22 protein-coding genes are annotated in these 24,290 nt (G+C 72.3%); 8 read left to right on the top strand and 14 right to left on the bottom strand.

The window, feature by feature from the left end; translation table 11 throughout:
• Nucleotides 1–82 precede the first annotated feature (82 nt).
• Nucleotides 83–1,237, bottom strand: a complete 1,155-nt coding sequence (locus OO54_RS33040) for an adenosine deaminase (protein WP_033209816.1) — start codon at nucleotides 1,235–1,237, stop codon at nucleotides 83–85.
• 263 nt (nucleotides 1,238–1,500) lie between these two features.
• Between OO54_RS33040 and OO54_RS33045 the strand changes: the two genes are divergently transcribed.
• Both OO54_RS33045 and OO54_RS33050 read left to right on the top strand, forming a co-directional pair.
• A complete protein-coding gene (locus OO54_RS33045) occupies nucleotides 1,501–1,860 on the top strand; it encodes a hypothetical protein (protein WP_033209818.1) in 360 nt (119 codons plus the stop codon).
• A 257-nt stretch (nucleotides 1,861–2,117) separates the two neighbouring features.
• Nucleotides 2,118–2,894: an alpha/beta hydrolase gene (locus OO54_RS33050; protein WP_063781449.1), complete on the top strand. Its 777-nt coding sequence runs from the start codon at nucleotides 2,118–2,120 to the stop codon at nucleotides 2,892–2,894.
• 150 nt (nucleotides 2,895–3,044) lie between these two features.
• Here OO54_RS33050 and OO54_RS33055 read toward each other — a convergent pair whose 3' ends face one another.
• The gene (locus OO54_RS33055) at nucleotides 3,045–4,016 is read right to left on the bottom strand and encodes a LysR family transcriptional regulator (RefSeq protein ID WP_078905470.1); all 972 of its coding nucleotides are present in this window, start codon (nucleotides 4,014–4,016) and stop codon (nucleotides 3,045–3,047) included.
• 62 nt (nucleotides 4,017–4,078) lie between these two features.
• Between OO54_RS33055 and OO54_RS33060 the strand changes: the two genes are divergently transcribed.
• The 3 genes from OO54_RS33060 (at nucleotide 4,079) to OO54_RS33070 (ending at nucleotide 7,203) form a co-directional block, all read left to right on the top strand.
• Nucleotides 4,079–5,338 (top strand): MFS transporter, encoded by a 1,260-nt coding sequence (locus OO54_RS33060; protein WP_033209822.1) that lies wholly within the window; start codon nucleotides 4,079–4,081, stop codon nucleotides 5,336–5,338.
• A 102-nt stretch (nucleotides 5,339–5,440) separates the two neighbouring features.
• A complete protein-coding gene (locus OO54_RS33065; RefSeq protein ID WP_033209825.1) occupies nucleotides 5,441–6,148 on the top strand; it encodes a L,D-transpeptidase family protein in 708 nt (235 codons plus the stop codon).
• An 83-nt stretch (nucleotides 6,149–6,231) separates the two neighbouring features.
• Nucleotides 6,232–7,203 (top strand): sigma-70 family RNA polymerase sigma factor, encoded by a 972-nt coding sequence (locus OO54_RS33070; protein WP_033209918.1) that lies wholly within the window; start codon nucleotides 6,232–6,234, stop codon nucleotides 7,201–7,203.
• 85 nt (nucleotides 7,204–7,288) lie between these two features.
• Here OO54_RS33070 and OO54_RS33075 read toward each other — a convergent pair whose 3' ends face one another.
• A complete protein-coding gene (locus tag OO54_RS33075) occupies nucleotides 7,289–7,531 on the bottom strand; it encodes an STAS domain-containing protein (RefSeq protein ID WP_033209832.1) in 243 nt (80 codons plus the stop codon).
• Nucleotides 7,532–7,614: 83 nt separating this feature from the next.
• Here OO54_RS33075 and OO54_RS33080 point away from each other — a divergent pair, with 83 nt between their 5' ends.
• Nucleotides 7,615–8,274, top strand: coding sequence for an HAD family hydrolase (locus OO54_RS33080; protein WP_078905471.1), 660 nt, complete (start codon nucleotides 7,615–7,617; stop codon nucleotides 8,272–8,274).
• Between the two features lie 69 nt (nucleotides 8,275–8,343).
• Here the strand turns inward: OO54_RS33080 and OO54_RS33085 are convergent, their stop codons facing one another.
• The 11 genes from OO54_RS33085 to OO54_RS33135 all read right to left on the bottom strand — a co-directional run bounded on the left by OO54_RS33085 (nucleotide 8,344) and on the right by OO54_RS33135 (nucleotide 21,641).
• The gene (locus OO54_RS33085; RefSeq protein ID WP_033209837.1) at nucleotides 8,344–9,621 is read right to left on the bottom strand and encodes a thymidine phosphorylase; all 1,278 of its coding nucleotides are present in this window, start codon (nucleotides 9,619–9,621) and stop codon (nucleotides 8,344–8,346) included.
• Nucleotides 9,622–9,702: 81 nt separating this feature from the next.
• On the bottom strand, nucleotides 9,703–10,098 hold the full coding sequence (locus OO54_RS33090; RefSeq protein WP_033209839.1) for a cytidine deaminase: 396 nt from the start codon (nucleotides 10,096–10,098) through the stop codon (nucleotides 9,703–9,705).
• Nucleotides 10,095–11,357: an ABC transporter permease gene (locus tag OO54_RS33095; protein ID WP_033209840.1), complete on the bottom strand. Its 1,263-nt coding sequence runs from the start codon at nucleotides 11,355–11,357 to the stop codon at nucleotides 10,095–10,097. Before OO54_RS33095 ends, OO54_RS33090 begins: the two co-directional genes overlap by 4 nt.
• Nucleotides 11,354–12,472: an ABC transporter permease gene (locus OO54_RS33100; protein WP_033209842.1), complete on the bottom strand. Its 1,119-nt coding sequence runs from the start codon at nucleotides 12,470–12,472 to the stop codon at nucleotides 11,354–11,356. The genes OO54_RS33095 and OO54_RS33100 overlap by 4 nt, the downstream gene beginning before the upstream one ends.
• Nucleotides 12,469–14,181 (bottom strand): ABC transporter ATP-binding protein, encoded by a 1,713-nt coding sequence (locus OO54_RS33105; RefSeq protein WP_033209844.1) that lies wholly within the window; start codon nucleotides 14,179–14,181, stop codon nucleotides 12,469–12,471. Before OO54_RS33105 ends, OO54_RS33100 begins: the two co-directional genes overlap by 4 nt.
• 117 nt (nucleotides 14,182–14,298) lie before the next feature.
• Nucleotides 14,299–15,360, bottom strand: a complete 1,062-nt coding sequence (locus OO54_RS33110) for a BMP family lipoprotein (RefSeq protein WP_033209846.1) — start codon at nucleotides 15,358–15,360, stop codon at nucleotides 14,299–14,301.
• 357 nt (nucleotides 15,361–15,717) lie between these two features.
• Nucleotides 15,718–16,938, bottom strand: coding sequence for an amidohydrolase (locus OO54_RS33115; RefSeq protein ID WP_051787440.1), 1,221 nt, complete (start codon nucleotides 16,936–16,938; stop codon nucleotides 15,718–15,720).
• A gap of 116 nt (nucleotides 16,939–17,054) precedes the next feature.
• Nucleotides 17,055–18,137: a hypothetical protein gene (locus OO54_RS33120; RefSeq protein ID WP_033209851.1), complete on the bottom strand. Its 1,083-nt coding sequence runs from the start codon at nucleotides 18,135–18,137 to the stop codon at nucleotides 17,055–17,057.
• The gene (locus OO54_RS33125; RefSeq protein WP_033209854.1) at nucleotides 18,134–19,027 is read right to left on the bottom strand and encodes an N-acetylneuraminate synthase family protein; all 894 of its coding nucleotides are present in this window, start codon (nucleotides 19,025–19,027) and stop codon (nucleotides 18,134–18,136) included. Before OO54_RS33125 ends, OO54_RS33120 begins: the two co-directional genes overlap by 4 nt.
• A gap of 11 nt (nucleotides 19,028–19,038) precedes the next feature.
• Nucleotides 19,039–20,352 (bottom strand): acylneuraminate cytidylyltransferase, encoded by a 1,314-nt coding sequence (locus OO54_RS33130; protein ID WP_245236739.1) that lies wholly within the window; start codon nucleotides 20,350–20,352, stop codon nucleotides 19,039–19,041.
• A complete protein-coding gene (locus OO54_RS33135; RefSeq protein WP_200146805.1) occupies nucleotides 20,352–21,641 on the bottom strand; it encodes a DUF6716 putative glycosyltransferase in 1,290 nt (429 codons plus the stop codon). The genes OO54_RS33130 and OO54_RS33135 overlap by 1 nt, the downstream gene beginning before the upstream one ends.
• Before the next feature lie 219 nt (nucleotides 21,642–21,860).
• On the opposite strand from OO54_RS33135, the gene OO54_RS33140 reads away from it, so the two are divergent.
• Both OO54_RS33140 and OO54_RS33145 read left to right on the top strand, forming a co-directional pair.
• A complete protein-coding gene (locus OO54_RS33140) occupies nucleotides 21,861–22,874 on the top strand; it encodes a glycosyltransferase family 2 protein (RefSeq protein ID WP_033209858.1) in 1,014 nt (337 codons plus the stop codon).
• The gene (locus OO54_RS33145; RefSeq protein ID WP_033209860.1) at nucleotides 22,871–24,280 is read left to right on the top strand and encodes an alpha-2,8-polysialyltransferase family protein; all 1,410 of its coding nucleotides are present in this window, start codon (nucleotides 22,871–22,873) and stop codon (nucleotides 24,278–24,280) included. Before OO54_RS33140 ends, OO54_RS33145 begins: the two co-directional genes overlap by 4 nt.
• Nucleotides 24,281–24,290: the final 10 nt, after the last annotated feature.

A 24,290-nucleotide genomic window follows, 5' to 3' on the forward strand; every position in this document is an offset into this window, starting at 1 on the left:
CGATCAACCCCTCCGCAAACACCGGAAAGCGGCCGGGTGTCGCACCGACCCGGCCGCTCTCGATCCCCGGACGGGGCGGTTCTCAGCCCGCCACGGAGGAAGATCCGCTGGTCGCGGCAGTCTGCTGGAACAGCCATTCGGACTTGAGCTCGGAGTATCCGGGCTTGATGACCTCATTGATCATGGCCAGGCGTTCATCGAAAGGAATGAACGCTGATTTCATCGCATTGACCGTGAACCACTGCATGTCGTCGAGCGTGTAATCGAACGTGTCGTTCAGCAGCTCGAATTCACGGCTCATGGTCGTGCCGCTCATCAGCCGGTTGTCGGTGTTGACCGTGGCCCTGAAGTGCAGGGTGCGGAGCAGGCCGATGGGGTGCTCCGCGAACGAGGCGGCCGCGCCGGTCTGGAGGTTGGAGGACGGGCACATCTCCAGCGGGATGCGCTTGTCGCGGACGTACGAGGCGAGCCGGCCGAGGCGGACGGAGCCGTCGTCGGCGACCTCGATGTCGTCGATGATCCGGACGCCGTGCCCGAGCCGGTCGGCTCCGCACCACTGGAGTGCCTGCCAGATGGAGGGCAGCCCGAAGGCCTCGCCCGCGTGGATCGTGAAGTGGTTGTTCTCCCGCTTGAGGTACTCGAAGGCGTCGAGGTGACGGGTGGGCGGATAGCCGGCCTCGGCGCCCGCGATGTCGAAGCCGACGACGCCGGAGTCGCGGTAGCGGTTGGCGAGTTCGGCGATCTCCAGGGCGCGCGCCGCGTGCCGCATGGCGGTGAGCAGGGCGCCGATCCGGATGCGGTACCCGTCGGCCCTGGCCTGGCGCTCGCCTTCCCTGAAGCCCTCGTTGACCGCCTCCACGACCTCTTCGAGGGTCAGGCCGCGCTCCAGGTGCTGCTCGGGGGCGTAGCGCACCTCCGCGTACACGACGCCGTCCTCGGCGAGGTCGACGGCGCACTCGCGGGCCACGCGGACGAGGGCCTCCCGGGTCTGCATGACGGCGCAGGTGTGCGCGAAGGTCTCCAGGTACCGCTCCAGGGAGCCGGAGTCGGCCGCCTCGCGGAACCAGATGCCGAGCTTGTCGGGCTCCGCCTCGGGGAGCCGGTCGTAGCCCTGCTCACGGGCGAGTTCGATGATCGTGCCGGGGCGCAGTCCGCCGTCGAGGTGGTCGTGGAGCAGCACCTTCGGGGCACGGCGGATCTGGTCCGCGGTGGGGACGTTGGGGGTCTGGCTCGTCATTTCCGCACTGTAGCCCCTACGCGCGTAGAACGCTCCCCGTCGGCGCCGTATCCGCGCCCGGATTCCTCGCGCGCGACATGCCCGACGTCACGTCGACAGTACGGCGGGGAAGGGGGAACGCGTTCGGACCTGCGCGTATACGACTTATTGAGCCGCTGAGACGACATCGCGTCCCCCGTTCACGCCCTGTCCCGTCCGCCCACGGTTTCGTGGTGCCCTCACGGCGGGAGCAGAGGCCCGCCGACATCAAGGAAGGACGTGGCATGCGAACCATCCGTGGACTGCTCGTCGCGGTCTCGGCGGGCGCCATGACGCTCGGCATGGCCGGCGCCTCGCACGCCCTCGGCGACCCCGTCGTCGACAACTCGCAGCACAGCCTCGACCACAGCTGTGTGGGCGGCACGTTCGGCTCCTGCACGCAGTCGGCGAGCTTCGCTCCGGAGCTCCTGGGCGATGTCTCGCTCACCGGCCCGTCCGGACTCCTCGGCCCGAACGGGCTCCTCGGCCCGTCCGGACTCCTGGGCCCGATCGGTCAGACGACCACCACCACCGGCACCACCAGCACCACCAGCACCACCAGCACCAAGGGAACCACCGGCACGACGGGCACCCCCGCCCGGTGATGCCCGCCCGGGCGACGACACACCCCCTGAACTGATCGAACGCGCGGCGGCCCGGAGGACGGGCCGCCTTCCGAAGGCAGGTGGTGCACCCGGAGGACCGGCCGCGCCGCTGTACGGACGCAAGGGGTTCGAGGCCGTCGGGACCGTGCCCGATTTCGAACGGGTACAGGGGAAACGGCCGTTCGTCCGGAGGGCGATACGTAACAGAGACCGCGTGTACCCGTTGCGTACACCTCGGCTTCTGAGACTGTTCCGCCATGGCGCACTACGCACTCGTGGGACCGCCCGAGGCCCGGAGACCCCGGCTCGGACGGCCTGTTGGAGGTTCCCGGACGTCGGTGGCGGTGGGCGGCGTGGTGCTGCTCCTGCCGGACGGTGAGCCGGTGTCGAGACGGCGCGCCTCCGCGCGGGCGCACGCGGCGATGCTGCCGCTCGGGCGGGGGCTGGTGCGGGCGGGCCGGGCGGAGGGCCTCGTGGCCCACGTGGTGCGCTACCGGGGGCGCGGCTGGAACGGCGCCGGCGCGGAGCTCGCGGCGGACGCGTCCTGGGCGGTGGCGGAGGCGGTACGGCGCTACGGCGACGTCCCGGTCGCCCTCGTCGGGCACGGCCTCGGCGGGCGCGCGGCGCTGCACGCGGGCGGGCACGAGGCGGTCGGCGCGGTCCTCGCGCTGGCCCCGTGGCTGCCGGAGGACGACGTGGCCGCGGAGCCGGAGCCGGTGCGGCAGCTGGTGGGGCGCCGGGTGCTGCTCGCGCACGGCACGAACGACGCCGTGACCGACCCGGAGCTGTCGTTCCGCTTCGCCGAGCGGGCGAAGAAGGCCAACCGCGACACCTGCCGCTTCGAGGTCCACTCGGACGGCCACGCGCTGCGCCAGTACGCGGCCGAGGTCCGCAACCTCGCCGCCGACTTCGTCCTCGGCACCCTCTTCGCCCGGCCCTTCGCCCGCCCGGTGACGGACGCGATGGCGGCGCCCCCGCCCCTGGGCCTGCGGATGCCACTGGCGGCGGGCTTCGGGAACTCGGCGCGCCGGTGAGGGCCCGGCGGGCCCGGACGGCCGGCTGACGCCGGGGGTACGGGCCCCTGTGAGGGCCCCAAGGGCTCGGACGGCCGGGTCATGGGGGGTCTCCCAAGGGCCCGGACGGCCGGCTCATGGGGGTGTCTCCCAAGGGCCCGGACGGCCGGGTCACGCCGGAGGTGAGGGCTCCTTCGGGAGCAGGTGGCCCCGGCGGCCGAGGAGGAACTTCTTGAAGGCGGCCACCGGGGCCGTGTCCGGGTGGCCGTCGAGCCAGGCGACGCCGATCTCGCGGACCGCGCGGGGCGCGGTGACGGCGAGTTCGACGACGCCGGGGCGGGGGACGGCGGGCGGGGGCAGCAGGGCGACGCCGAGGCCCGCGGCGACCAGGCCGCGGAGGGTCTCGGCCTCCTCGCCCTCGAACGCGATCCGGGGCTTGAAGCCGGCCTCCGCGCACAGGTCGTCCGTGATGCGGCGGAGCCCGTACCCCGGTTCGAGGGTCACGAAGGTCTCGTCGGCGGCCTCGGCGAGGCGGACGCGGCGGCGGCCCGCGAGCCGGTGGTCGTCGGGGACGACGAGCCGCAGCCGCTGTTCGTCGAGGCGCCGGGCCACCAGGTCGGGGGCGTCCGGGACCGGGGACGTCAGGCAGAGGTCGAGGTCGCCGGCCCGGAGCCGTTCGATCATCGCCTCGCCGTAGTTCTGGACGAGGGTGAACCGGATCCCGGGGTGGTCGACGCGGAAGGCGCGGATGAGGCCGGGGACGGTCTCGGAGCCCATGGTGTGCAGGAAGCCGAAGGCGACCCGTCCGGCGGTCGGGTCGGCGTCGGCCCGTACGGTGTCGGCGGCCCGCTCCACCTCGGCGAGGGCCCGCTCGGCGGCGGTGAGGAAGCGGCGGCCGGCCGGGGTGAGCGAGACCGTGCGGCCGCGGCGGGCGAAGAGCGAGACGCCGAGGTCCTGTTCGAGCCGGACCATGGCCCGCGAGAGCGTCGACTGGGGCACGCCCATCTCGGCCGCGGCGCGGGTCACGTGCTCGTGCCGGGCGACGGCGGCGAAGTACGCGAGCCGCGGGGCAAGGAGCAGTCCCATGTCTTCTTCGTTACTGTTCGGTGACAGGCGAGGCTGTGACCTGTACTCATGCAGCATGGGAACGATTACAGCAGTTCCGTGCATTGGACGCATGAACCGGACCGTCCTACGTTCGTGACATGCCTCCTGCCAGTACCAAGGCGGCCGCCACCAGCGCGTCCGCCGACACCCGCCTCGCCCCCGGCGCCCCCGGCTACCGCCGGCTGAGCCTCGCGCTCTTCGCCGCCGGACTGGCCACCTTCGCCCTCCTCTACTCCACGCAGGCCCTCCTCCCGGCCGTCTCGGCCGAGTTCGGCGCCACCGCGTCGGCCGCCTCCTGGACGGTCTCCGCCGCCACCGGCGCCCTCGCCCTGTGCGTGCTGCCGCTCAGCGCCCTCTCGGAGCGCTTCGGCCGGCGGTCGATGATGACCGCCTCCCTGACGGTCGCGGTCGCCGTCGCGCTCCTGGTGCCGCTCGCCCCGAACCTGGAGTCCCTGATCGCGCTGCGCGCCCTCCAGGGCGCCGCGCTCGCCGGACTCCCCGCCTCCGCGATGGCGTACCTCGCCGAGGAGGTGCGGCCCAAGGCGCTGGTCGCCGCGATCGGCCTCTTCGTGGCGGGCAACTCGATCGGCGGCATGAGCGGCCGGCTGGTGACCGGCTGGGTCGCCCAGATGTGGGGCTGGCGGGCGGGTCTGGCCGCCGTCGGCCTGACCTCGCTGCTGTGCGCGATCGCCTTCCGGGCGCTGCTGCCGAAGGCGCGGCACTTCACGCCGGGCACGCTGAACCCGAAGGCGCTGGCGCGCACCGTCCGCGGCCATCTGTCCGACCCGCTTCTCGTGCGCCTGTACGTGATCGGCGCGCTGTTCATGACGGTCTTCGGCGCGGTGTACACGGTGATCGGCTACCGGCTCGTCGAGGCCCCGTTCTCCCTTCCCCAGGGCGTGATCGGCTCGATCTTCCTGGTCTACCTGGTCGGCACGGTCTCCTCGGCCGCCGCCGGGAAGCTCGTCGGGCGTCTCGGCCGGCGCGGGGCGCTCTACCTGGCGGTCTCCACCACCGCCGCGGGCCTGCTGCTCTCGCTCGCCGACTCCCTCGCCGCGGTGCTGGCCGGGCTGGTCCTGATCACGGCCGGATTCTTCGCGGGCCACGCGGTCGCCTCCTCCTCGGTGAGCCGTACGGCGAAGACGGGCCGCGCGCAGGCCTCGGCGCTCTACCAGTCCGCGTACTACCTCGGCAGCAGCGCGGGCGGCACGCTCGGCGCGATCGCCTTCCACGCGGGCGGCTGGGCGGGCACGGTCCTCATCGGTCTGGTCGCGGTCCTCGGCGTCGTCTCGGTGACGCTGTACGGCTCGCACAGCGCGCGCCTCGAGGCGCGGCGCCCGCACCCGGCCGCCGCCTGAGGCACGACCCGGAGGCGCACGCGGATTCCCTTCGGGGGCCGCAACCGTTCACACTCCCCCGTACGTCCTCAAGTTCAGGGACCCGAGGGGGAGTTGACGATCATGAAAAGAATCGCACAGCGCATAGGCAGAAGAGCGGGCATCGCCGCCGGGATCACGTCGCTCGTGGTGCCGGCGACGATCGCGCTCGGCGCGGCGCCGGCGCAGGCGGCGTCCTGCAACGTGACGACGGGGCCGTACCAGAAGCAGGTGGAGAAGTTCCTCGGCCGGACGGTCGACGGCCGCCAGTCGCTCGGCGACTGTCAGGCCATCCAGGCCTTCCAGCGCAAGCACGGCATCACCCCGTCCATGGGGTACGCGGGCCCGCTCACCTGGCGCACGATGAACACGATGCTCCAGCAGAAGGCCGCCGGCACCAACCCCAACCGCTCGGGCGCCTGCCCGACCAACCGGGGCCGGATCGCCTGCGTCGACCTGACGCGCCAGCTCAGCTGGATCCAGGACGGGGCGCGGCTGAAGTACGGCCCGGTGCCGGTGCGCACCGGCCGGGACGGCGCCGAGACCCGTACCGGCTCCAAGAAGATCTACTGGCGGAACATCAACCACTGGTCGACGCTCTACCACGTCTCCATGCCGTACTCGCAGTTCTTCGACGGCGGCCAGGCATTCCACTCGACCACCAAGTCCATGTGGAACCCGCCGGGTTCGGGCGGCTGCGTCAACATGCGCTCGGCGGACGCGAAGGCGTACTGGAACCTCCTCAGGAACGGCGACGACGTCTTCGTCTACGGCCGCAAGCCGGGAACCTGACCCCGGCTGTCAGTCGCCTGCGGTAGCTTCCCTCTCACCGGCCCCGGACGGGGCCGGTGAGGGGTGAGTGGGGTGTGGACCCGATGAGTGATGCCGCGACCGCGACGACCGACGAACTCGACAAGTACCGCAGGGAGCTGACCGGTTACTGCTACCGGATGCTCGGATCCTCCTTCGAGGCGGAGGACGCGGTGCAGGACACGATGGTCCGGGCCTGGAAGGCCATCGACTCCTTCGAGGGCCGCTCGTCACTGCGGTCCTGGCTCTACCGGATCGCGACCAACGTCTGCCTGGACGCGCTGAACGCGGGCAACAAGAGGGCGCGGCCGATGGACCTCACCTCCCCGACGCCGGTGGCGCAGGCGAAGCTCGTCCAGCAGCCGGAGATCACCTGGCTTGAGCCGGTTCCGGACGGACGGGTGCTGCCCACGGTCGCCGACCCCGCGGAGACCGCCGTGCACCGGGAGACCGTGCGGCTCGCGTTCGTGGCCGCGCTCCAGCACCTGCCGCCGAAGCAGCGCGCGGTGCTCATCCTGCGCGAGGTGCTCGCCTGGAAGGCGAGCGAGGTCGCCGAGCTCCTCGACACCTCCGTCGCCTCGGTCAACAGCGCACTCCAGCGGGCCCGCGCGACCCTCGCCGAGCAGGCGCCCGCCGCCTCCGACACGGCGAACCCGCTGGACGAGGAGCAGAAGGCGCTCCTGGAGCGGTACGTCGCCGCCTTCGAGGGCTACGACATGAAGGCGCTCACCGCGCTCCTCCACGAGGACGCGACCATGTCCATGCCTCCGTACGACCTCTGGCTCCAGGGCCACGACGACATCGTCGGCTGGATGCTGGGCGTCGGCGAGGTCTGCTCCGGCTCGAAGCTGGTGCCGACCGTGGCGAACGGCTCCCCCGCCTTCGCCCAGTACCACCCGGACCCGGCGGGCGGCTTCAGCCCGTGGGCGCTGATCGTCCTGGAGCTGCGCGACGGCAAGGTCGGCGGCATGGACTTCTTCCTCGACACCGAGCGCTGGTTCCCGCTCTTCGACCTGCCTGCCCGGCTAGAGGCCTAGGGCCTGTCTGACGATTCGCGTCGGATCAGGCCGGGTCGTTCGGTGCGTGCGATCGGCGTGCGGCCGGGGCGCCCTCGTAGCGGAGCTACTGGGGCGTTTCGGCCGTGCGGCGTGCTCCGTGGAAGCGGATGCGGTGGCCCCGGCGGGCGGCGGCCAGCTTGAGGCGGGCCAGGGCGTCGACGGCCGCGAGGTCGGCGTGGGTGAGTGCGCCGACCTCGCAGACGACGTCGCCGGGCGGGGCCGCGCCGAGCTCGGCGCAGAGCAGCGCCACCTCGCCGTGGCCGAGGCGGGCGGGCAGGGTCAGGACGAGCGGTCGACTGGTGTCCACATCCCGTACGACCGCCCGGGCGCCCGGAACTCATCGGAAAAAGCCCGCGGGGCACCCCCGAGGCACCGCCTAGGCTCTCGATCATGACTCACGAGCCTGTCGAACTGGTGATCTTCGACTGTGACGGCGTTCTGGTGGACAGCGAGCGGATCTACTGCCGCGTGGACCGGGAGGTGTTCGCGTCCCTGGGGGCGGAGTTCACCGAGACGGAGGTCGCCGACTACTTCGTCGGCTCCTCGCACGAGATGCTCACCGCGATCGTGGAGGAGCGCAGGGGCAGCCCGCTCGAACCCGGCTGGCAGGCTCCGTTCAAGCAGCGGTACGAGGACGCGCTGGACGCCGAGCTGACGGCCGTGGAGGGCGTCGCCGGAGTCCTGGACGCGCTGGCCGTCCCGTACTGCCTCGCGTCCAACGGCAGCCACGCCGGCATCCGCAAGAACCTGGGCCGCGTCGGGCTGATCGACCGCTTCGAGGGCCGGATCTTCAGCGCCCGCGACGTCGCCCGCGGCAAGCCCGCCCCGGACCTCTTCCTGCACGCGGCGGCCACGATGGGCGTCCCGCCCGAGCGCTGCGCCGTCGTCGAGGACAGCCCGTACGGCGTCCAGGCCGCCCGCGCGGCCGGGATGCGGGCCTTCGGCTACTGCGGCGGCCTGACCCGCGCCGACCGCCTGATGGGCCCCCGGACGGTGGTCTTCGACTCCATGCGGGAGCTGCCGGGGCTGCTCGGCGCGGCGGCTCTCTGACCGGAGACCGTACGGGACCGGTGGACCCCCACCGGTCCCGTACGGCCGAAGGCGTCGGCGGCTCGGGCCTCAGGCGATGCGGTCCAGGACGATCGGGTTCGGGGTGAACGCGGTGCCCGGGGCGGCGATGTCCCAGGCCGATCCCAGGGACTTCAGCGCGTACTCGAACTTCTCCGGGGTGTCCGTGTGGAGGGTGAGCAGCGGCTGGCCCTCCGTCACCGTGTCGCCGGGCTTGGCGTGCAGCTCGACGCCCGCGCCCGCCTGCACCGGGTCCTCCTTGCGGGCGCGGCCGGCGCCGAGGCGCCAGGCGGCGATGCCGATGTCGTAGGCGTCGAGGCGGGTGAGGACGCCGGTCGACGGGGCCGTGATGACGTGCTGCTCGCGGGCGACCGGGAGGGTGGCGTCCGGGTCGCCGCCCTGGGCGGAGATCATGCGGCGCCAGACGTCCATCGCGGAGCCGTCGGCGAGGGCCTTGGCCGGGTCGGCGTCCTTGACGCCGGCCGCGTCGAGCATCTCGCGGGCGAGGGCGATCGTCAGCTCGACGACGTCGGCGGGGCCGCCGCCGGCGAGGACCTCGACGGACTCGCGGACCTCCAGGGCGTTGCCCGCGGTGAGGCCGAGCGGGGTGGACATGTCGGTGAGCAGCGCGACGGTCTTCACGCCGCTGTCGGTGCCGAGGCCGACCATCGTCCGCGCCAGCTCGCGCGCGTCCTCGATGTTCTTCATGAAGGCGCCGGTGCCGACCTTGACGTCCAGGACGAGCGAGCCGGTGCCCTCGGCGATCTTCTTGGACATGATCGAGGAGGCGATCAGCGGGATGGCCTCGACCGTGCCGGTGACGTCGCGGAGCGCGTAGAGCTTCTTGTCGGCGGGGGCGAGGCCGTCGCCGGCGGCGCAGATGACGGCGCCGGTGGTGTCGAGGACGTGCAGCATCTCCTCGTTGGAGAGCAGGGCGCGCCAGCCGGGGATGGACTCCAGCTTGTCGAGGGTGCCGCCGGTGTGGCCGAGGCCCCGGCCGGAGAGCTGCGGCACGGCCGCGCCGCAGGCGGCGACGAGCGGGGCGAGCGGGAGGGTGATCTTGTCGCCGACGCCGCCGGTGGAGTGCTTGTCGGCGGTCGGGCGGGAGAGGGCGTCGAAGTTCATGCGCTCGCCGGACGCGATCATCGCGGCGGTCCAGCGGGCGATCTCCGCGCGGTTCATGCCGTTCAGCAGGATGGCCATCGCCAGGGCCGACATCTGCTCGTCGGCGACCACGCCGCGGGTGTAGGCGTCGATGACCCAGTCGATCTGCTCCGGGCTCAGCTCGCCCTTGTCCCGCTTCGTGCGGATGACGGAGATGACGTCCATGGTGGTGCCTCTTTCTACGCGCATAGAGGGGAAAGGGGGGAGCGACCCTTCCCATCGTGCCGGAAGGGTCGCTCCGAGGTGCTACTTGGCGAGGTGGTCCGGGCCGAAGGCCTGCGGGAGCATCTCGGCCAGGGTCAGGAACCCCTGCGGGGTCTCCAGGACGAGCTCGGGGCCGCCGAACTCGTACAGGAGCTGGCGGCAGCGGCCGCACGGGACCAGGGACTCGCCCCGGCCGTCCACGCAGACGAAGTGGGTCAGCCGGCCGCCTCCGGTCGCCTGCAGCTGGGAGACCAGCCCGCACTCGGCGCACAGGCCGAGCCCGAACGAGGCGTTCTCCACGTTGCAGCCGGAGACCGTCCGCCCGTCGTCCACGAGGGCCGCCGCGCCGACCGGGTAGCCGGAGTACGGGGCATAGGCGCGGGACATCGCCTCGCGAGCCGTGACCCGCAGGGCCTCCCAGTCGGGCGCGGTCGTCACTTGCCCTGGCCCTTCCGGTACGGCAGGCCGTCCGCCTTGGGCATCCGCAGGCGCTGGGCCGAGAGGGCCAGCACGAGCAGGGTGGTGATGTACGGGGCGGCGTCGACGAACTGGCTCGGGACCTCGTCGGTGAGGACGTACCAGAGGAAGAAGCCGACGGCGAAGATCGCGCCGATCGCCGCCACGACCCACTTCTTGCGGTACATCTGCCACAGCGCGGCGATCACCAGGAGCAGCGCGACGAGCAGCAGCAGCGCGTGGACGTTCTCGGCGCCACCGCGCAGCTTGAGGCTGTCGGTGAAGCCGAAGAGGCCGGCGCCGAGCGCCATGCCGCCGGGCATCCAGTTGCCGAAGATCATCGCGGCGAGACCGATGTAGCCGCGGCCGCCGGTCTGGCCCTCCTGGTAGATGCCGGTGGCGACGATCGCGAGGAACGCGCCGCCGAGGCCCGCGAGGGCGCCGGAGACGGTGACGGCGATGTACTTGTACTTGTAGACGTTCACGCCGAGGGACTCGGCCGCGACCGGGTTCTCACCGCAGGAGCGCAGCCGCAGGCCGAAGGCCGTGCGCCACAGCACCCACCAGGTGGCCGGGATCAGCAGGATGGCGACGACGGTCAGCAGCGACAGGTTGGTGACCAGGCCGCCGAGGATGCCGGCGAGGTCCGAGATCAGGAACCAGTGCTTCTGCTGGAGGTCCATCAGCCAGTCGGAGAGCCCTGGGATGGTGATGTCGGTGATCGGGTCGATGCGCGGGGACTGCTTGGAGGAGCCGCCCTCGGCCTCGGCGAACGTGAAGTTCGACAGGTACTGGGTGAAGCCCACCGCGAGGATGTTGATCGCCACACCGGAGACGATGTGGTTCACGTTGAACGTCACGGTGATGATCGCGTGCAGCAGGCCGCCCAGCGCGCCGCCGAGCAGGCCGAACAGGACGCCCACCCAGGGGCCCCACTGGTAGCCGGCCCAGGCACCGAACCAGGTGCCGAGGATCATCATGCCTTCGAGGCCGATGTTGACGACGCCCGCGCGCTCGGCCCACAGACCGCCGAGACCGGCGAGGCCGATCGGGACGGCGAGCTGGAGCGCGCCGGAGACCTGGCCCACGGAGGTGAGGTCGTTGGCCCCGGAGACGGCCCGGACCAGCGAGAAGAGCACGAGGCCGGCCGCGACGATCAGCAGGATCCACGGCCAGGTGAGCTTGCGGCTGCCGCCGCCCTTGGGCGCGGCGCTCGGCTTGGAGACGGTGGTGCTGCTCATGCCGCGACCTCCTTGTCGGTCTTGAGGGCACCGCCGGCGGCGAGTTCCTCGCCGACCTTCTGCTGCTGGCGGCGAATGCCGTAACGGCGGACGAGCTCGTACGAGACCACGACGGCGATCACGATGATGCCCTGCATGATCACGGTGATCTCCTTCGGGTAACCGAAGGTGTCGAGCGTCGAGGACGCCTTGTCGAGGAACGCGAAGAGGAGCGCGGCGAAGAAGATGCCGACCGGGTGGTTGCGGCCGAGCAGCGCGATGGTGATGGCGGTGAAGCCGACACCGGTCGGGAAGTCGAGGCTGTACGTGTGGGACTCGCCCAGCAGCGTCGGCATGCCGGAGAGGCCGGCCAGCGCGCCCGAGATCAGCATCGAGGTGAGGATCATCTTCTTGGCGTCGACGCCGCTGGCCTGCGCGGCGGACTCGCTGGCGCCGGTGGCACGCAGGTCGAAGCCGAAGCGGGTGCGGTTGAGGACGAACCAGTAGACGACGCCGAGGGCGAACGCGACGAACGTGAAGCCGTAGATGACCCCGTTGCCCTCGCCCATGTCGATGCCGGGGAACCAGCCCGACTCGGAGATCTCGCCGGTGGTGAGGTTGTTGGAGCCCGCGGGCTGGACGCCGAAGTTCTTCGGCAGGATCAGCCAGGCCACCAGCGAGGTCGCGATGGCGTTCAGCATGATCGTCGAGACGACTTCGGAGACGCCGCGGGCGGTCTTCAGGATGCCGGCGATGCCGGCCCAGAAGGCACCCGTCAGCATCGCGACGAGCACGATCAGCAGGATGTGCAGCGGGCCGGGCAGCTCGACGGAGGCGCCGACCAGGGCGGCGACCATCGCGGCGAGGCGGTACTGGCCGTCGACACCGATGTTGAACAGGTTCATCCGGAAACCGATGGCCACGGCCAGGGCTGCCAGGTAGTAGATGCCGGTCTGGTTGACGATCAGGACCTGGATGTCCGAGTAACCGGCGTTCTCGATCATGAGCCGGATCGGCTCGATCGGGTCGAGGCCCGTCGCGAGCAGCACCAGGACGGTGAGCACGAACGAGGTGAGGAGGGCGAGCACCGGGCCGGCGGCGCCGATGATCAGCTTGTCCTTGTCGAGTTTCATCATCGGGCGTCACCGTCTTCGGACTGCGCTTCGGTGCCCTCCAGGCGGCCGGTGGCCGCGCCGGTCATGGCGGAGCCCAGCTCCTCGGGCGTGATGGTGGCGGGGTCGGCGTCCGCGACGAGCTTGCCGCGGTACATGACCCGGAGGGTGTCGGAGAGGCCGATCAGCTCGTCGAGGTCGGCGGAGATCAGCAGCACCGCCAGGCCCTCGCGGCGGGCGTCACGGATCGCGTCCCAGATCTGCGCCTGGGCGCCGACGTCCACACCGCGGGTGGGGTGGGCGGCGATCAGGAACTTGGGCGCGTGGCTCATCTCGCGGCCGACGATCAGCTTCTGCTGGTTGCCGCCGGAGAGGGAGGACGCGGTGACGTCGATGCCGGGGGTGCGGACGTCGTACTCGCGCACGATCCGCTCGGTGTCCTTGCGGGCCGCCTTCGGGTCGAGGACGCCGCGCTTGGAGTTGGGGGCCTCGGTGACGTGGCCGAGGATGCGGTTCTCCCAGAGGGGGGCCTCCAGGAGCAGGCCGTGGCGGTGCCGGTCCTCGGGGATGTAGCCGATGCCGCCCTCGCGGCGCTTGCGCACCGAGACGTTGGAGATGTCCTCGCCGTCGAGGGTGATGACGCCCGCGTCGGGGCTGTTCATGCCCATGAGGGCCTCGATGAGCTCGGTCTGGCCGTTGCCCTCGACGCCGGCGATGCCCAGGATCTCGCCCTTGTGGATGGTCAGGGAGATGTCGTCGAGGAGCTTGCGGCCCTCGCCGATCTCCTGGAGCCCGACCGCGCCGGACGGGTCCGGCGGGGCCGCGGTGGTGAGCGGGGCGGCGGACGCGGCACCCGCCTCGGTGAGCGTCAGCTCCTTGACCTGGAGCATCGGCACGTCGGTGACGGTCGACTCGCGGGTCTCCGGCGAGGGCAGCTCGGTGCCGACCATCAGCTCGGCGAGCTGCTTGGTGGTGGCCGTCTTCGGGTCGGCGGTGCCGACCGTGGTGCCCCGGCGGATGACGGTGATGTCGTCGGCGACCTTCAGGACCTCGCCCAGCTTGTGCGAGATGAAGATGACGGTCAGGCCCTCGGACTTGAGCTCGCGCAGGTTGTCGAAGAGCGCGTCGACCTCCTGCGGGACGAGCACGGCGGTCGGCTCGTCGAGGATGAGGATCTTGGCGCCGCGGTAGAGGACCTTGAGGATCTCCACGCGCTGCCGGTCGGCGACGCCGAGGTCCTCGACCAGCACGTCGGGGCGGACGCCGAGGCCGTACGCGTCGGAGATCTCCTGGATCTTCTTGCGGGCCTTGGCGCCGATGCCGTAGAGCTTCTCGCCGCCGAGGACGACGTTCTCCAGGACGGTGAGGTTGTCGGCGAGCATGAAGTGCTGGTGCACCATGCCGATGCCGCGCGCGATGGCGTCACCGGGGCTGGAGAAGGTGACCTGCTCGCCGTCGACGGCGATGGTGCCCTCGTCCGGCTTCTGCATGCCGTAGAGGATCTTCATGAGGGTCGACTTGCCGGCGCCGTTCTCGCCGATGAGGGCGTGCACGGTGCCCTTGCGGACCGTGATGGCGATGTCCTTGTTGGCGACGACGCCGGGGAACCGCTTGGTGATGCCGTGAAGTTCTACGGCAGGGGGGCTGGACGCGTTGATGACGCACTCTCCTTGGCCGGAAGGAGTGGGAGCGGGAGGGCAGGGCGGGGCGAAGTTATCGTGCCAGGGAGACATCTACACGCGTAGCGCTGCCGAAAAATGAAAACCCGTACGGGAATGGGGCCGGGGCCCGGGTCCGGTGGGGGTGCCACCGGACGCCGGGCCCGGGCTCAGGTCGTGACCTGGGTGTCCTTACGGAGCGGTCTTGACCGTGATCTTGCCGTCGATGATGTCCTGCTTCGCCTTCGCCACGGCGGCGGTGACGTCGGTCATCTTGACGTACGCCGGGTTGGAGTCGGCCAGGCCGACGCCGTCCGTGGCGAGGCCGTAGCGGACCTCGCCGGACTGCGGCTTGCCGTCCTTGACCGACTTGATCACGTTGAAGACCGAGTCGGAGACGTCCTTGGTGACCGAGGTCAGGATGTGGTCCTTGTAGGAGGCCAGACCCGCCTGGTTGTACTGGTCGGAGTCGACGCCGATGGCCCACTTGCCCGCGGTCGCGGCGGCCTCGATCGAGCCGGAGCCGGCCAGACCGGCGGCGGCGTAGATCACGTCGGCGCCCTTGTCGAGCTGGCCCTGCGCGGCGGCCTTGCCGAGGTCGGGCTTCGAGAAGCCGTCGAAGTTCGGCGGCTGGGTCAGGTACTGGACGAGGACCTTCGCCTTGGGGTTGGTGTCCTTGACGCCCTGCGCGAAGCCCGCCTCGAACTTCTTGATCAGCGGGACCTCGACGCCGCCGATGAAGCCGACCGTGCCGGTCTTCGACGCCTTGGCGGCGGCGACGCCGGCCAGGTAGGAGCCCTGCTCCTCGTTGAAGACGAGGTTGGCGATGTTCGGGGCGGTGACCGACGTGTCGTCGATGAGGCCGAACGTGGTCTTCGGGTAGGCCTTGGCGACCTTCTCGATGGCCGGGGCGTACGCGAAGCCGACGCCGATGACCGGGTTGTTGCCGGCGCGGGCCAGCGCGGTGAGGCGCGCGACCTTGTCGGCGTCGCCCTCTCCGGACGACGGCTCGGCCTCGGCGCCCTTGACGCCGAGCTCGTCCTCGGCCTTCTTGAGGCCCGCGTAGGCGGCGTCGTTGAACGACTGGTCGCCGCGGCCGCCGATGTCGTACGCGATGGCGGCCTTGGTCGCCTTCGAGTCCGAGGCGGTGCTGGAGCTGCCCGAGTCGGTCGACGACTTGCCACAGGCGGTGACGGACAGGGCGAGCGCCGCGGAGGCGATGCCCACGGTCGTGATCCTGGTGATCCGGCGCAAGAGGAGGGTCCCTTCAAGACTGACCGAAAGCGCCTCTTCCGGCGCTGGTTTCGCGGCGATCGTAACGCGCGTAGATGTCAGTTAAAGACCCGTTCATGAGTCGTTATCGGATCGTCGCGAACCGGCCAGCCGAGGCGACCGGGGGCGTTCGGCCCGGTACCGCCGGTTATACAGCCCGGTAAGGGCGTTGGGGAGACCGTGGAACGGAGACACGCCGGACGGTGGGCCGGACGGCCGAGTGGAGGGTGCGGCCGGATTTCAACGGGTCAGGCGTGGCGTTGATCACCGCCGGGGCGTGTTGTTGATCACCGGACGGCGAAGCCCGGCGGGAGTCCCGCCGGGCCCCGGGGGCGTCCGTCAGGGCCTCGGGGCGGCGTCCAGGAGGGCCGCGGCGGTGAAGAGCTCGACGCCGGCTTCGATGCACCGCTCGTCCACGTCGAAGTCCCCGGCGTGCAGGTCGCGGACCCGCGGGTCGCCGGGGGTGCGGACGCCGAGCCGGGCCATGGCACCGGGGACGTGCTCCAGGTACCAGGAGAAGTCCTCGCCGCCGAGGCTCTGCTCGGTGTCCTCGATGGCGTGCGGTCCGCGGCGGGCGGCCATGGCGTCGTGGAGCAGCTCGGTGACGGCCGCGTCGTTGACGACCGGGGGGACGCCCCGCACGTAGGTCACGGTCGACTTGGCCCGGTGCAGGGTCGCGACCTCGTCGACCGCCGCGTGCACCAGGTCGGGCGCCTCCCGCCAGGCCGGCAGGTCGAGGCAGCGGACGGTGCCGGAGAGCTCGGCGTGCTGCGGGATGACGTTGGGGGCGTGACCGGCCTCGATGCGGCCCCAGGTGACCGAGAGCCCGGAGCGGGCGTCGACGCGGCGGGCCAGGACGGCGGGGACGTCGGTGGCGACCCGGGCGGCGGCGGTGACGAGGTCGGTGGTGAGGTGCGGCCGGGCGGTGTGGCCGCCGGGGCCGTCGAGGGTGATCTCCAGGCGGTCGCAGGCGGAGGTGATGGGGCCGACCCGGAGCCCGATCTTGCCGGCGTCGACGCGGGGGTCGCAGTGGACGGCGATGATCCGGCCGACGCCGTCCAGGACGCCTGCCTCCACGGCGTCGGCCGCGCCTCCGGGGAGGACCTCCTCGGCGGGCTGGAAGATCAGCCGCACGGCGTTGGGGAGGAGGCCCTGCCGGTCGAGCTCGGCGAGGACGAGGCCGGCGCCGAGGGCGGTGGTGGTGTGGACGTCGTGTCCGCAGGCGTGGGCGCGGTTGGCCACGGTGGAGCGGTAGGCGACGGTCTTGACGTCGGGGATGGGCAGCGCGTCGAGGTCGGCGCGGATCGCCAGCATGGGGCGGTCGCGGTCCCGCGTGCCGATGTCACAGACGAGCCCCGTGCCGGCCGGGAGGACCTTCGGCGCGAGGCCGGCCGCCTCCAGGCGGGCCTTGAGCGCGGCGGTCGTACGGAACTCCTGGTTCCCGAGCTCGGGGTGCATGTGCAAGTCCCTGCGGAAGTCGATCAGTTCGGCGCGCAGGGTTGCGGACAGCGTTCCGGGCAGGGTGACGGAGCCTGGCTCACGGGACTTCAACTGGTTCACCCTTTGAAGGGTAGGCCCGTGGGGAGGTCAACTGCCCGTTGATCACGAAAAGTTCAGCCCGTTAGGGGAAAGAATATCGGTTTGCCCGGCATGAAGACCGTTCCATGTGGGTACGCTCAGCCGAATTCGAGCCGGTCGGCGGGGGACACGGCCCGCGCGGTCAGCCGGTCGACCTCGTGGGCGGCCGTGCCCGTCACCACGGACAGGAAGCCCTGCGCCCGCGGTGAGGCGCTCTTCCGCAGCCACTCGGGCGCGATCTCGCAGACGGCGACCTTCACCCCCGTGCCGGCCAGGGCCAGCGGCAGGGTGTGCACCACGGTGGAGGGGAAGCTGACGACCGTACGCCCGATGGGGCCGCGCCGGGCGATCAGCTCCAGGGGCAGGTCGGGCCGGACCACCTGGAGGCCCGTCTCGACCGCGATCCGGTGCAGCTTCTCGGCGCTCTCCCTGCGGTGCGCGAAGTAGCGGGTGGCGCCGTGGGTGCCGGCCAGCTCGCCCACCACCCGGGAGTAGTGGTCGGCGTCGACCACACCCGTCTCGACCAGCGAGGTGCCCACCAGGTCGGCGCCGCGGGTGAGCAGCGGCGGGCCGAAGCGGGTCCGGGTCCAGGCGAACGCGTTCTCGGTGACCGTGAGGCCGTCCGGGGCCTCGACGGGCAGCGAGGTGAAGATCTCGACGGTACGGCCGCGGGCCGGGGCGAGCCGTCGGCGGGCCAGCGAGGTCACCGGGGCGAGCACCAGCTCGCGCGGGCCCAGGCTGCCCTTGCGGTGCCAGCGCACCAGGCGCTCGCCCCGGCCGAGCTGGGCGGCGAACTCCATGGTGGCGGTGCCGTCGTCGACCACCGTCAGCCGGCGGGGGGAGAAGAGGGACAGGAGCAGCTGGACGTACCGCGAGAACGGGTCCCCGATGATCACCCGCTCCGCCGCGCGCAGCGGGCCGGCGAGCTCCCGCAGGGTGCGCACGAGCGCCCCGCGGCCGCCGCGGGCCTCCTGCCACCTGACGGTGAGCCCCTCGTCCCGGGCCAGCTGCGCCATCCTGCGCAGCTGGCCGCGTGACATGGGGTCGGTCGGCGAGAGGACGACGACCGTGAGGGGTGCGGCGGCGTCCGCCGGATCACCGGCGGGCGTGCGGGTGTGCGCCCATTCCAGGACGTTGAGGAGCTGGACCGGGCTCTCGACGAACGCCAGCTGCCCGGTCATGCGGCGACGAGCCCCTGGACCCGGCGGAGCTTCTTCATCGGGCCGAGCTCGGACTCGTAGACCTTCTTGACGCCGTCGCCGAGGGCCGTCTCGATGGTGCGGATGTCGCGGACCAGGCGCTGGAGGCCCTGCGGCTCGACGGAGGCGGCCTGGTCGGATCCCCACATGGCACGGTCGAGGGTGATGTGGCGCTCGACGAAGGTGGCGCCGAGGGCGACGGCGGCGAGGGTGGTCTGGAGGCCGGTCTCGTGGCCGGAGTAGCCGATCGGGACGTTCGGGTACTCCTCCTGGAGCGTCTGGATGACGCGGAGGTTGAGCTCCTCGGCCTTGGCCGGGTAGGTCGAGGTGGCGTGGCAGAGCAGGATGTTGTCCGAGCCGAGGACCTCGACGGCGTGCCGGATCTGCTTCGGGGTGGACATTCCGGTGGAGAGGATGACGGTGCGGCCGGTGGCGCGCAGCTCGCGGAGCAGCTCGTCGTCGGTGAGGGAGGCCGAGGCGACCTTGTGGGCGGGGACGTCGAACTTCTCCAGGAAGGCGACGGCCTCGGTGTCCCACGGGGAGGCGAACCAGTCGATGCCGCGCTTGCGGCAGTGCTCGTCGATGGCGCGGTACTCGTCCTCGCCGAACTCCACGCGGTGGCGGTAGTCGATGTACGTCATGCGGCCCCAGGGGGTGTCCCGCTCGATGTCCCACTGGTCGCGCGGGGTGCAGATCTCCGGGGTGCGCTTCTGGAACTTGACGGCGTCGCAGCCGGCGTCGGCGGCGACGTCGACGAGCGCGAGGGCGTTCTCCAGCTCACCGTTGTGGTTGATGCCGATCTCGCCGGTGACGTACACGGAGTGGCCGGGGCCGGCGGTCTTCTCGCCGAAGGTGCGCAGACGGGTGTTCACGGTGTGGTTCCTTACGCGTCGGTGGTGGTGCGTGCGGGGGTGTCGAGCTCGGGTCCGAGGAGCCATGCGGCGATCTCGCGGATCGCTCCGGAGCCGCCGGGGGTGACGGTGACCGCGCGGGCCGCGGCCCGTACGGAGTCGTGGGCGCTGCTCACCGCGACGGGCCAGCCGACGAGGTGGAAGCAGGGCAGGTCGTTGACGTCGTTGCCGGCGTAGAGGACGCGCTGCGGGTCGATGCCCTCGGCGTCGCACCACTCTTTGAGGGCCCGGTCCTTGCGGTCGATGCCGTGGAGGATGGGGATCCTGAGCTTGCGTGCGCGGGCGGCGACGACGGCGTTCTGTTCGGTGGAGAGGATGAGGACGGGGAGTCCGGCGCGGCGCAGGGCGGCGATGCCGAGGCCGTCGCCGCGGTGCGCGGAGACGAATTCGCGCCCCTCGGCGTCGAGGTGGACCCGGTCGTCGGTCTGGGTGCCGTCGAAGTCGAGGACGACGGCGTCGACGTCGGCGAGGCCCGGGGTGACGGGCTCGTCGAGGAGCGGCGCGAGGGCCTTGGCGCGGGCCAGGTCGTGCGGGTCGTCGATCTCCAGGACCCGCGCGGGGTCGGTGACGACGAGCGCGGTGCGGCCGAAGAAGCGGTGCCCGTGGGTGCGGAAGCCGGTCGCGTCCATCGCGTAGACGGCGCCGGTCTCCAGGTACTCGGGCTCGCGGTCCTGGCGGCGGGGCCGGTGCGCCTTGTCGTGGTTGACGCCGGTGGCCCCTCCGGGGGTCTCGCGCCAGAGGAAGCCGTGCGTGGGGGCGGCCGTGAAGGCGGTGTCGGCGGCGCCCGAGGTGATCCGGGCGACGGTGTCGGCGACCTCGGCCGAGGTGAGGAAGGGGCTGGTGCACTGGACGAGGAGGACGACGTCGGCGGCACGGCCGTGGGTGGCCTCGAAGGCGTCCATGGCGTGCAGGACGGCAGCCTCGCTGGTGGCGGTGTCGCCCGCGAGTCCGGCGGGCCGGTGCACGGCCTCGGCGCCGGCGGTGCGGGCCGCCGTCGCGATGGCGGCGTCGTCCGTGGAGACCACGACGTGGCTGACCGGGCGGGCGCCGAGGCAGGCGCGGACGGCGCGGGCCACCAGCGGGACGCCGGCCACCGGGGCGAGGTTCTTGGCGGGCACGCCCTTGGAGCCGCCCCGGGCGGGGATGACGGCGAGCACGGTGGGGGCGGGTTCCGCGGCGGGGGTGGCACCCGGGTGCGTGGCGGGGGCCGTGGTCGGGTCGGCGGGGGCGGCACCCGGGTGCGCGGCGGGGGCCGTGGTCGGGTCGGCGGTGGGGGTGGCGCTCATCAGAGTTCTCCCAGGCGGCGGATGGCGGGGGCGACGCGCTGCACGCCGTGGCGGTACGCGCCTCGCGCCGCCTCCCGGACGATCCGGCGCAGGCCGCTCTCGCGGGGTTCCGGCGCGGTGACGTCCAGGCGGTGGCGGGCGAGGATCCCGGGCAGGTATCCGGGGGCCGACTCCGCGGTGTAGTAGGGGGTGACGGGGGGCGGCGCGGGGAGCGCCAGGAGTTCGGCGACCCGCTCGCGGGCCGCGTCGAAGGCCTGCTCGTACGGACGGTCGGACGCCACACCCTGCCGGGCGAGCCAGGTCTCGTCGGGTGCCGGGGCGAGGCCCTTGTCGAGCCGGTCGAAGGAGGTCAGCAGGCCGGAGCCGACGAAGTGGTGGTTGCCGAGCGCCTCGCGGACCCCGAGGTCGGTGAGGACCGCGGTGGGGATCCGCCGGTGGAGGGCTTCGAGCGCGGCCGTGGAGGAGACGGTGACCAGGAGGTCGGTTCGGTCGAGGACCTCGCCCATGTGCCCGTACACGAGGCGGAAGTTGGCGGGCGGGTCGAGTTCGCGGACCAGCTTCTGGAAGGGGAACTCCTCCAGGTGCGTGGTGTGTTCGCCCGGCTTGGAGCGGAGCTTGAGGAGCACCTCGCGGCCGGGGTGGAGCCGGGCGTGGGCGATCAACCGCCTCAGTACGTAGGAGCGTTCGGCCCGGGTGGCGGGGACGGACGGCTGGGCGGCGAAGACCAGGGTGTCGCGGCCCGCCTCGGGCGTGTAGGGGGAGCCGCCGAGGAAGGGCAGCGCGGCCTCGACGACCGGGTCGGTTCCGGCGCCCACGCCCGCGTAGACGGCGCGGAAACGCTCGGCGTCGTGGCGGGAGTTGGCGAGGACGACGTCGGCGCCGTGACGCAGCAGGAGGCCGTCGGTCAGCTTCTCGTAGACGACGCCGACGTAGCCGGTGACGATCACCGGGCGCCGCTCCAGGCGCAGGTCGGCGAGGCCCTGGAGGACGGCCCGGACGGTGCCGCCGACGAGCGCGAGGACGACGAGGTCGTATCCCTCGCCGCGCGCCTCCGCGTCCCGTACCGCGCGCAGGAACTCCGCGCCCGTCACCTCGCGCGGGGCGGCCTCGGACACCCCGGTCTCGGCGAGCTGGCGCGCGGTGGGCGTGGCCCGTCCGCGCAGGACGAAACCGGTGGGTTCGGCTGTCGCCGTCGTGAGGCGGCGCGCGGTGAGGGCGCCCCATTTCCACCGGGTGTCGGAGTCGGCGAGCACGGCGACCCGTACCGCTTCTCGGTTGCTTCCTTGCACGCCGAGGACGCTAGAAGGGCATTCCGCTTTCCGTCCCAACTGAGCCGCAACAAAGGGTGAACAGAGCCGCTCGGAATTCTGAAGGAGACCGATTTCCGGACGCCTCGGGGCCGTAATCCACTGTCGGTAAAGGCGGTTAATCCGTCCGCCGCCCGGTGTTCACCGGACATCCGCCCGCCGGTCGGTGGGAATGCCGGGGCGGCGCCTAACGTCGGCCGCGTGGTCAAGCTCTCCGTCGTCGTGCCGTTCTTCAACGTGCAGACATACGCCCCCGACACCCTCACGAGCCTGCGGGCCAACGCGCGGGAGGACTTCGAGTTCCTGCTCGTCGACGACTGTTCGTCGGACGGGACCCCGGAGCTCCTCGAACGGGCCGCGCGCGACCTGCCGGGCGCCGTCCTGATCCGGCACGAGCGGAACGAGGGCCTCGCCACCGCGCGCAACACCGGCCTCGACGCGGCCCGCGGCCGGTACGTCGCCTTCCTCGACGGGGACGACTGGCTGGCCCCCGGCCACTACGGCCGCCTGGTCGCCGCCGCCGAGGAACTGGACTGCGACTTCCTCCGCACCGACCACGTCTCCGTCACCGGGCGCGACCGCGCGGTGCGGCGGGCGCCGGTCCCCCGGCGCGGCGAGGTCCTCGACCCGCGGGCGGCGATCCTGCCGGCCCACCGGACGACCTCCGTCGACTACCCCTACGCCTGGGCCGGGATCTACCACCGGCGGCTCCTCGACCGGGGCCTGCTGCATTTCACGCACGGGCTGCGGACGGCCGAGGACCGGCCGTGGATCTGGCGGCTGCACCGCGAGGCGGAATCGTTCGCCGCGATCAGCGAACTCGGCGTTTTCTATCGGCGCGGTGTTTCGACGTCTCTCACCCAGATCGGTGACGTACGCCAATTGGATTTCATTCGCGCATTCGACCAGGTGATCGAGGAAACGGCGAAGGACCGGGACGCCGCCCGCCTTCTCCCGAAAGCCGTCCGCACGTATTGCGCGGTGATCTCCCACCACATCGGCTCGATCGAACGGTTCGAGCCGGAGGTGGCGCGGCAGCTGAAGGCGATGAGCGCCGGCGCGCTCCGGCGGATGCCGCAGGACGTCCTGGACGACGTCCTGCCCGCGATGGGTCCCGACCGTGCCGCGACCCTGCGCAGACTGCGCCGCCGCCGTCCGGGCCCGCCCCCTGCGGGCTCCGCTGCGGGTTCCGCGTCCGCGGAGGTGGCGGCATGAGCGGGCGGACGAGCGAGCGGGGCGCGACGCGCCCGACCACGCAGATCTTCTGCGCCTCCACGCTGTACGGGGCGGTGACGCTCGCCGCCGCGCTCGACAGCGGCCGCTTCGGGCCCGCCCACCGCCGGATCCTCCTCGTCACCAACAACGCGGCCGTGCCGGAGACGACCCCCGCGCTGGACGAGGCCGAGGGCTTCGCGCGGCTGCGCGGCCGCTTCGACGAGGTCCTCTCCTGGAACGAGACGATCTCCCCGCTCCACCCCGCCGGCTGGACCCCCCGCGCGAGCGACCTCCCGCTCCTCCAGCGCCATCTGCGGCGGATCTGGGCACTCGGCGACGACCGGGTCGAACTCGCCCTGGAGTCCCTCCAGGTGACGCCGGCGCTCGCCATCGCGCAGCTGCTGCCCGACGCGCCGATCACCGTGTACGCGGACGGCCTGATGAGCTACGGACCGACCCGCAACAAGATCGACCCGCTGATCGGCGGGCGGGTCGGCCGGCTGCTCCACCTGGACCTCGTGCCGGGGCTCGCGCCGCTGCTGCTCGCCGAGTTCGGCGCGGTGGCGGAGGCCGTACCGACGGAGGCGTTCCTCCGGTGCGTCGAGGAGCTCGCGGGGACGGACCCGGAGGCGGCGCGGGGAGCCGCGCCGGAAGCGTCGGAACCCGCACCGGAGGACGGGCCCGCGGCCGCCGGCGGTGCCCGGCCGGAGGGACCTGCGCTGCTCCTCGGCCAGTACCTCGCGGCGCTCGACCTGCTGTCCGTCGCCGAGGAGGAGGAGCTGCACCTGCGGATGGTGCGGGGCGCGGTCGCCCGCGGGCACCGGCGGCTGGTCTTCAAGCCGCATCCGACGGCCCCGGACGCCCGGTCGAGGGCGCTGGTGCGCGAGGCGGAGGCGCTCGGCGCCGAGCTGACCGTGGAGGACCGGCCGGTGCTCGCCGAGGTGCTCTACCGCTCCCTGCGGCCCGCCCTCGTCGTCGGCTGCTTCTCCACCGCGCTCCTGACCGCGCACACCTTCTACGGGCTGCCGGTCGCGAGGGTGGGCACGCGCGCCCTGCTCGAACGGCTCGCCCCGTACCAGAACAGCAACCGGGTCCCCCTGACGGTGGTGGACACGGTCGTCCCGCCCCTGGACGAGGACGGCGGCGGCGCCGGCCTCGGTACGGAGCAGCTGAACGACCTGGTCGCGGCGGTCGGTTTCGCGATGCAGCCGAAGATCAGGCCCGAGCTGCGGGAGGCGGCGGTACGGCACCTGTCGGGCCCGCTCGCAGCGCACACCCGGCACCACTTCACCCGCCGCCGCCTCACCGTCCTGGGCCTCCCCGGCGGCCTCCCCCTCCCCCGCCACCCGAAGGTCCGCCGGCTCGCCCGCCGCGCGCTGCGGCTGCGCAAGGCGCTGAAGCGGTAGGACCGGGCCC

It is taken from the genome of Streptomyces wedmorensis, from assembly GCF_000716445.1.
Classification (GTDB): Bacteria; Actinomycetota; Actinomycetes; order Streptomycetales; family Streptomycetaceae; genus Streptomyces; species Streptomyces wedmorensis.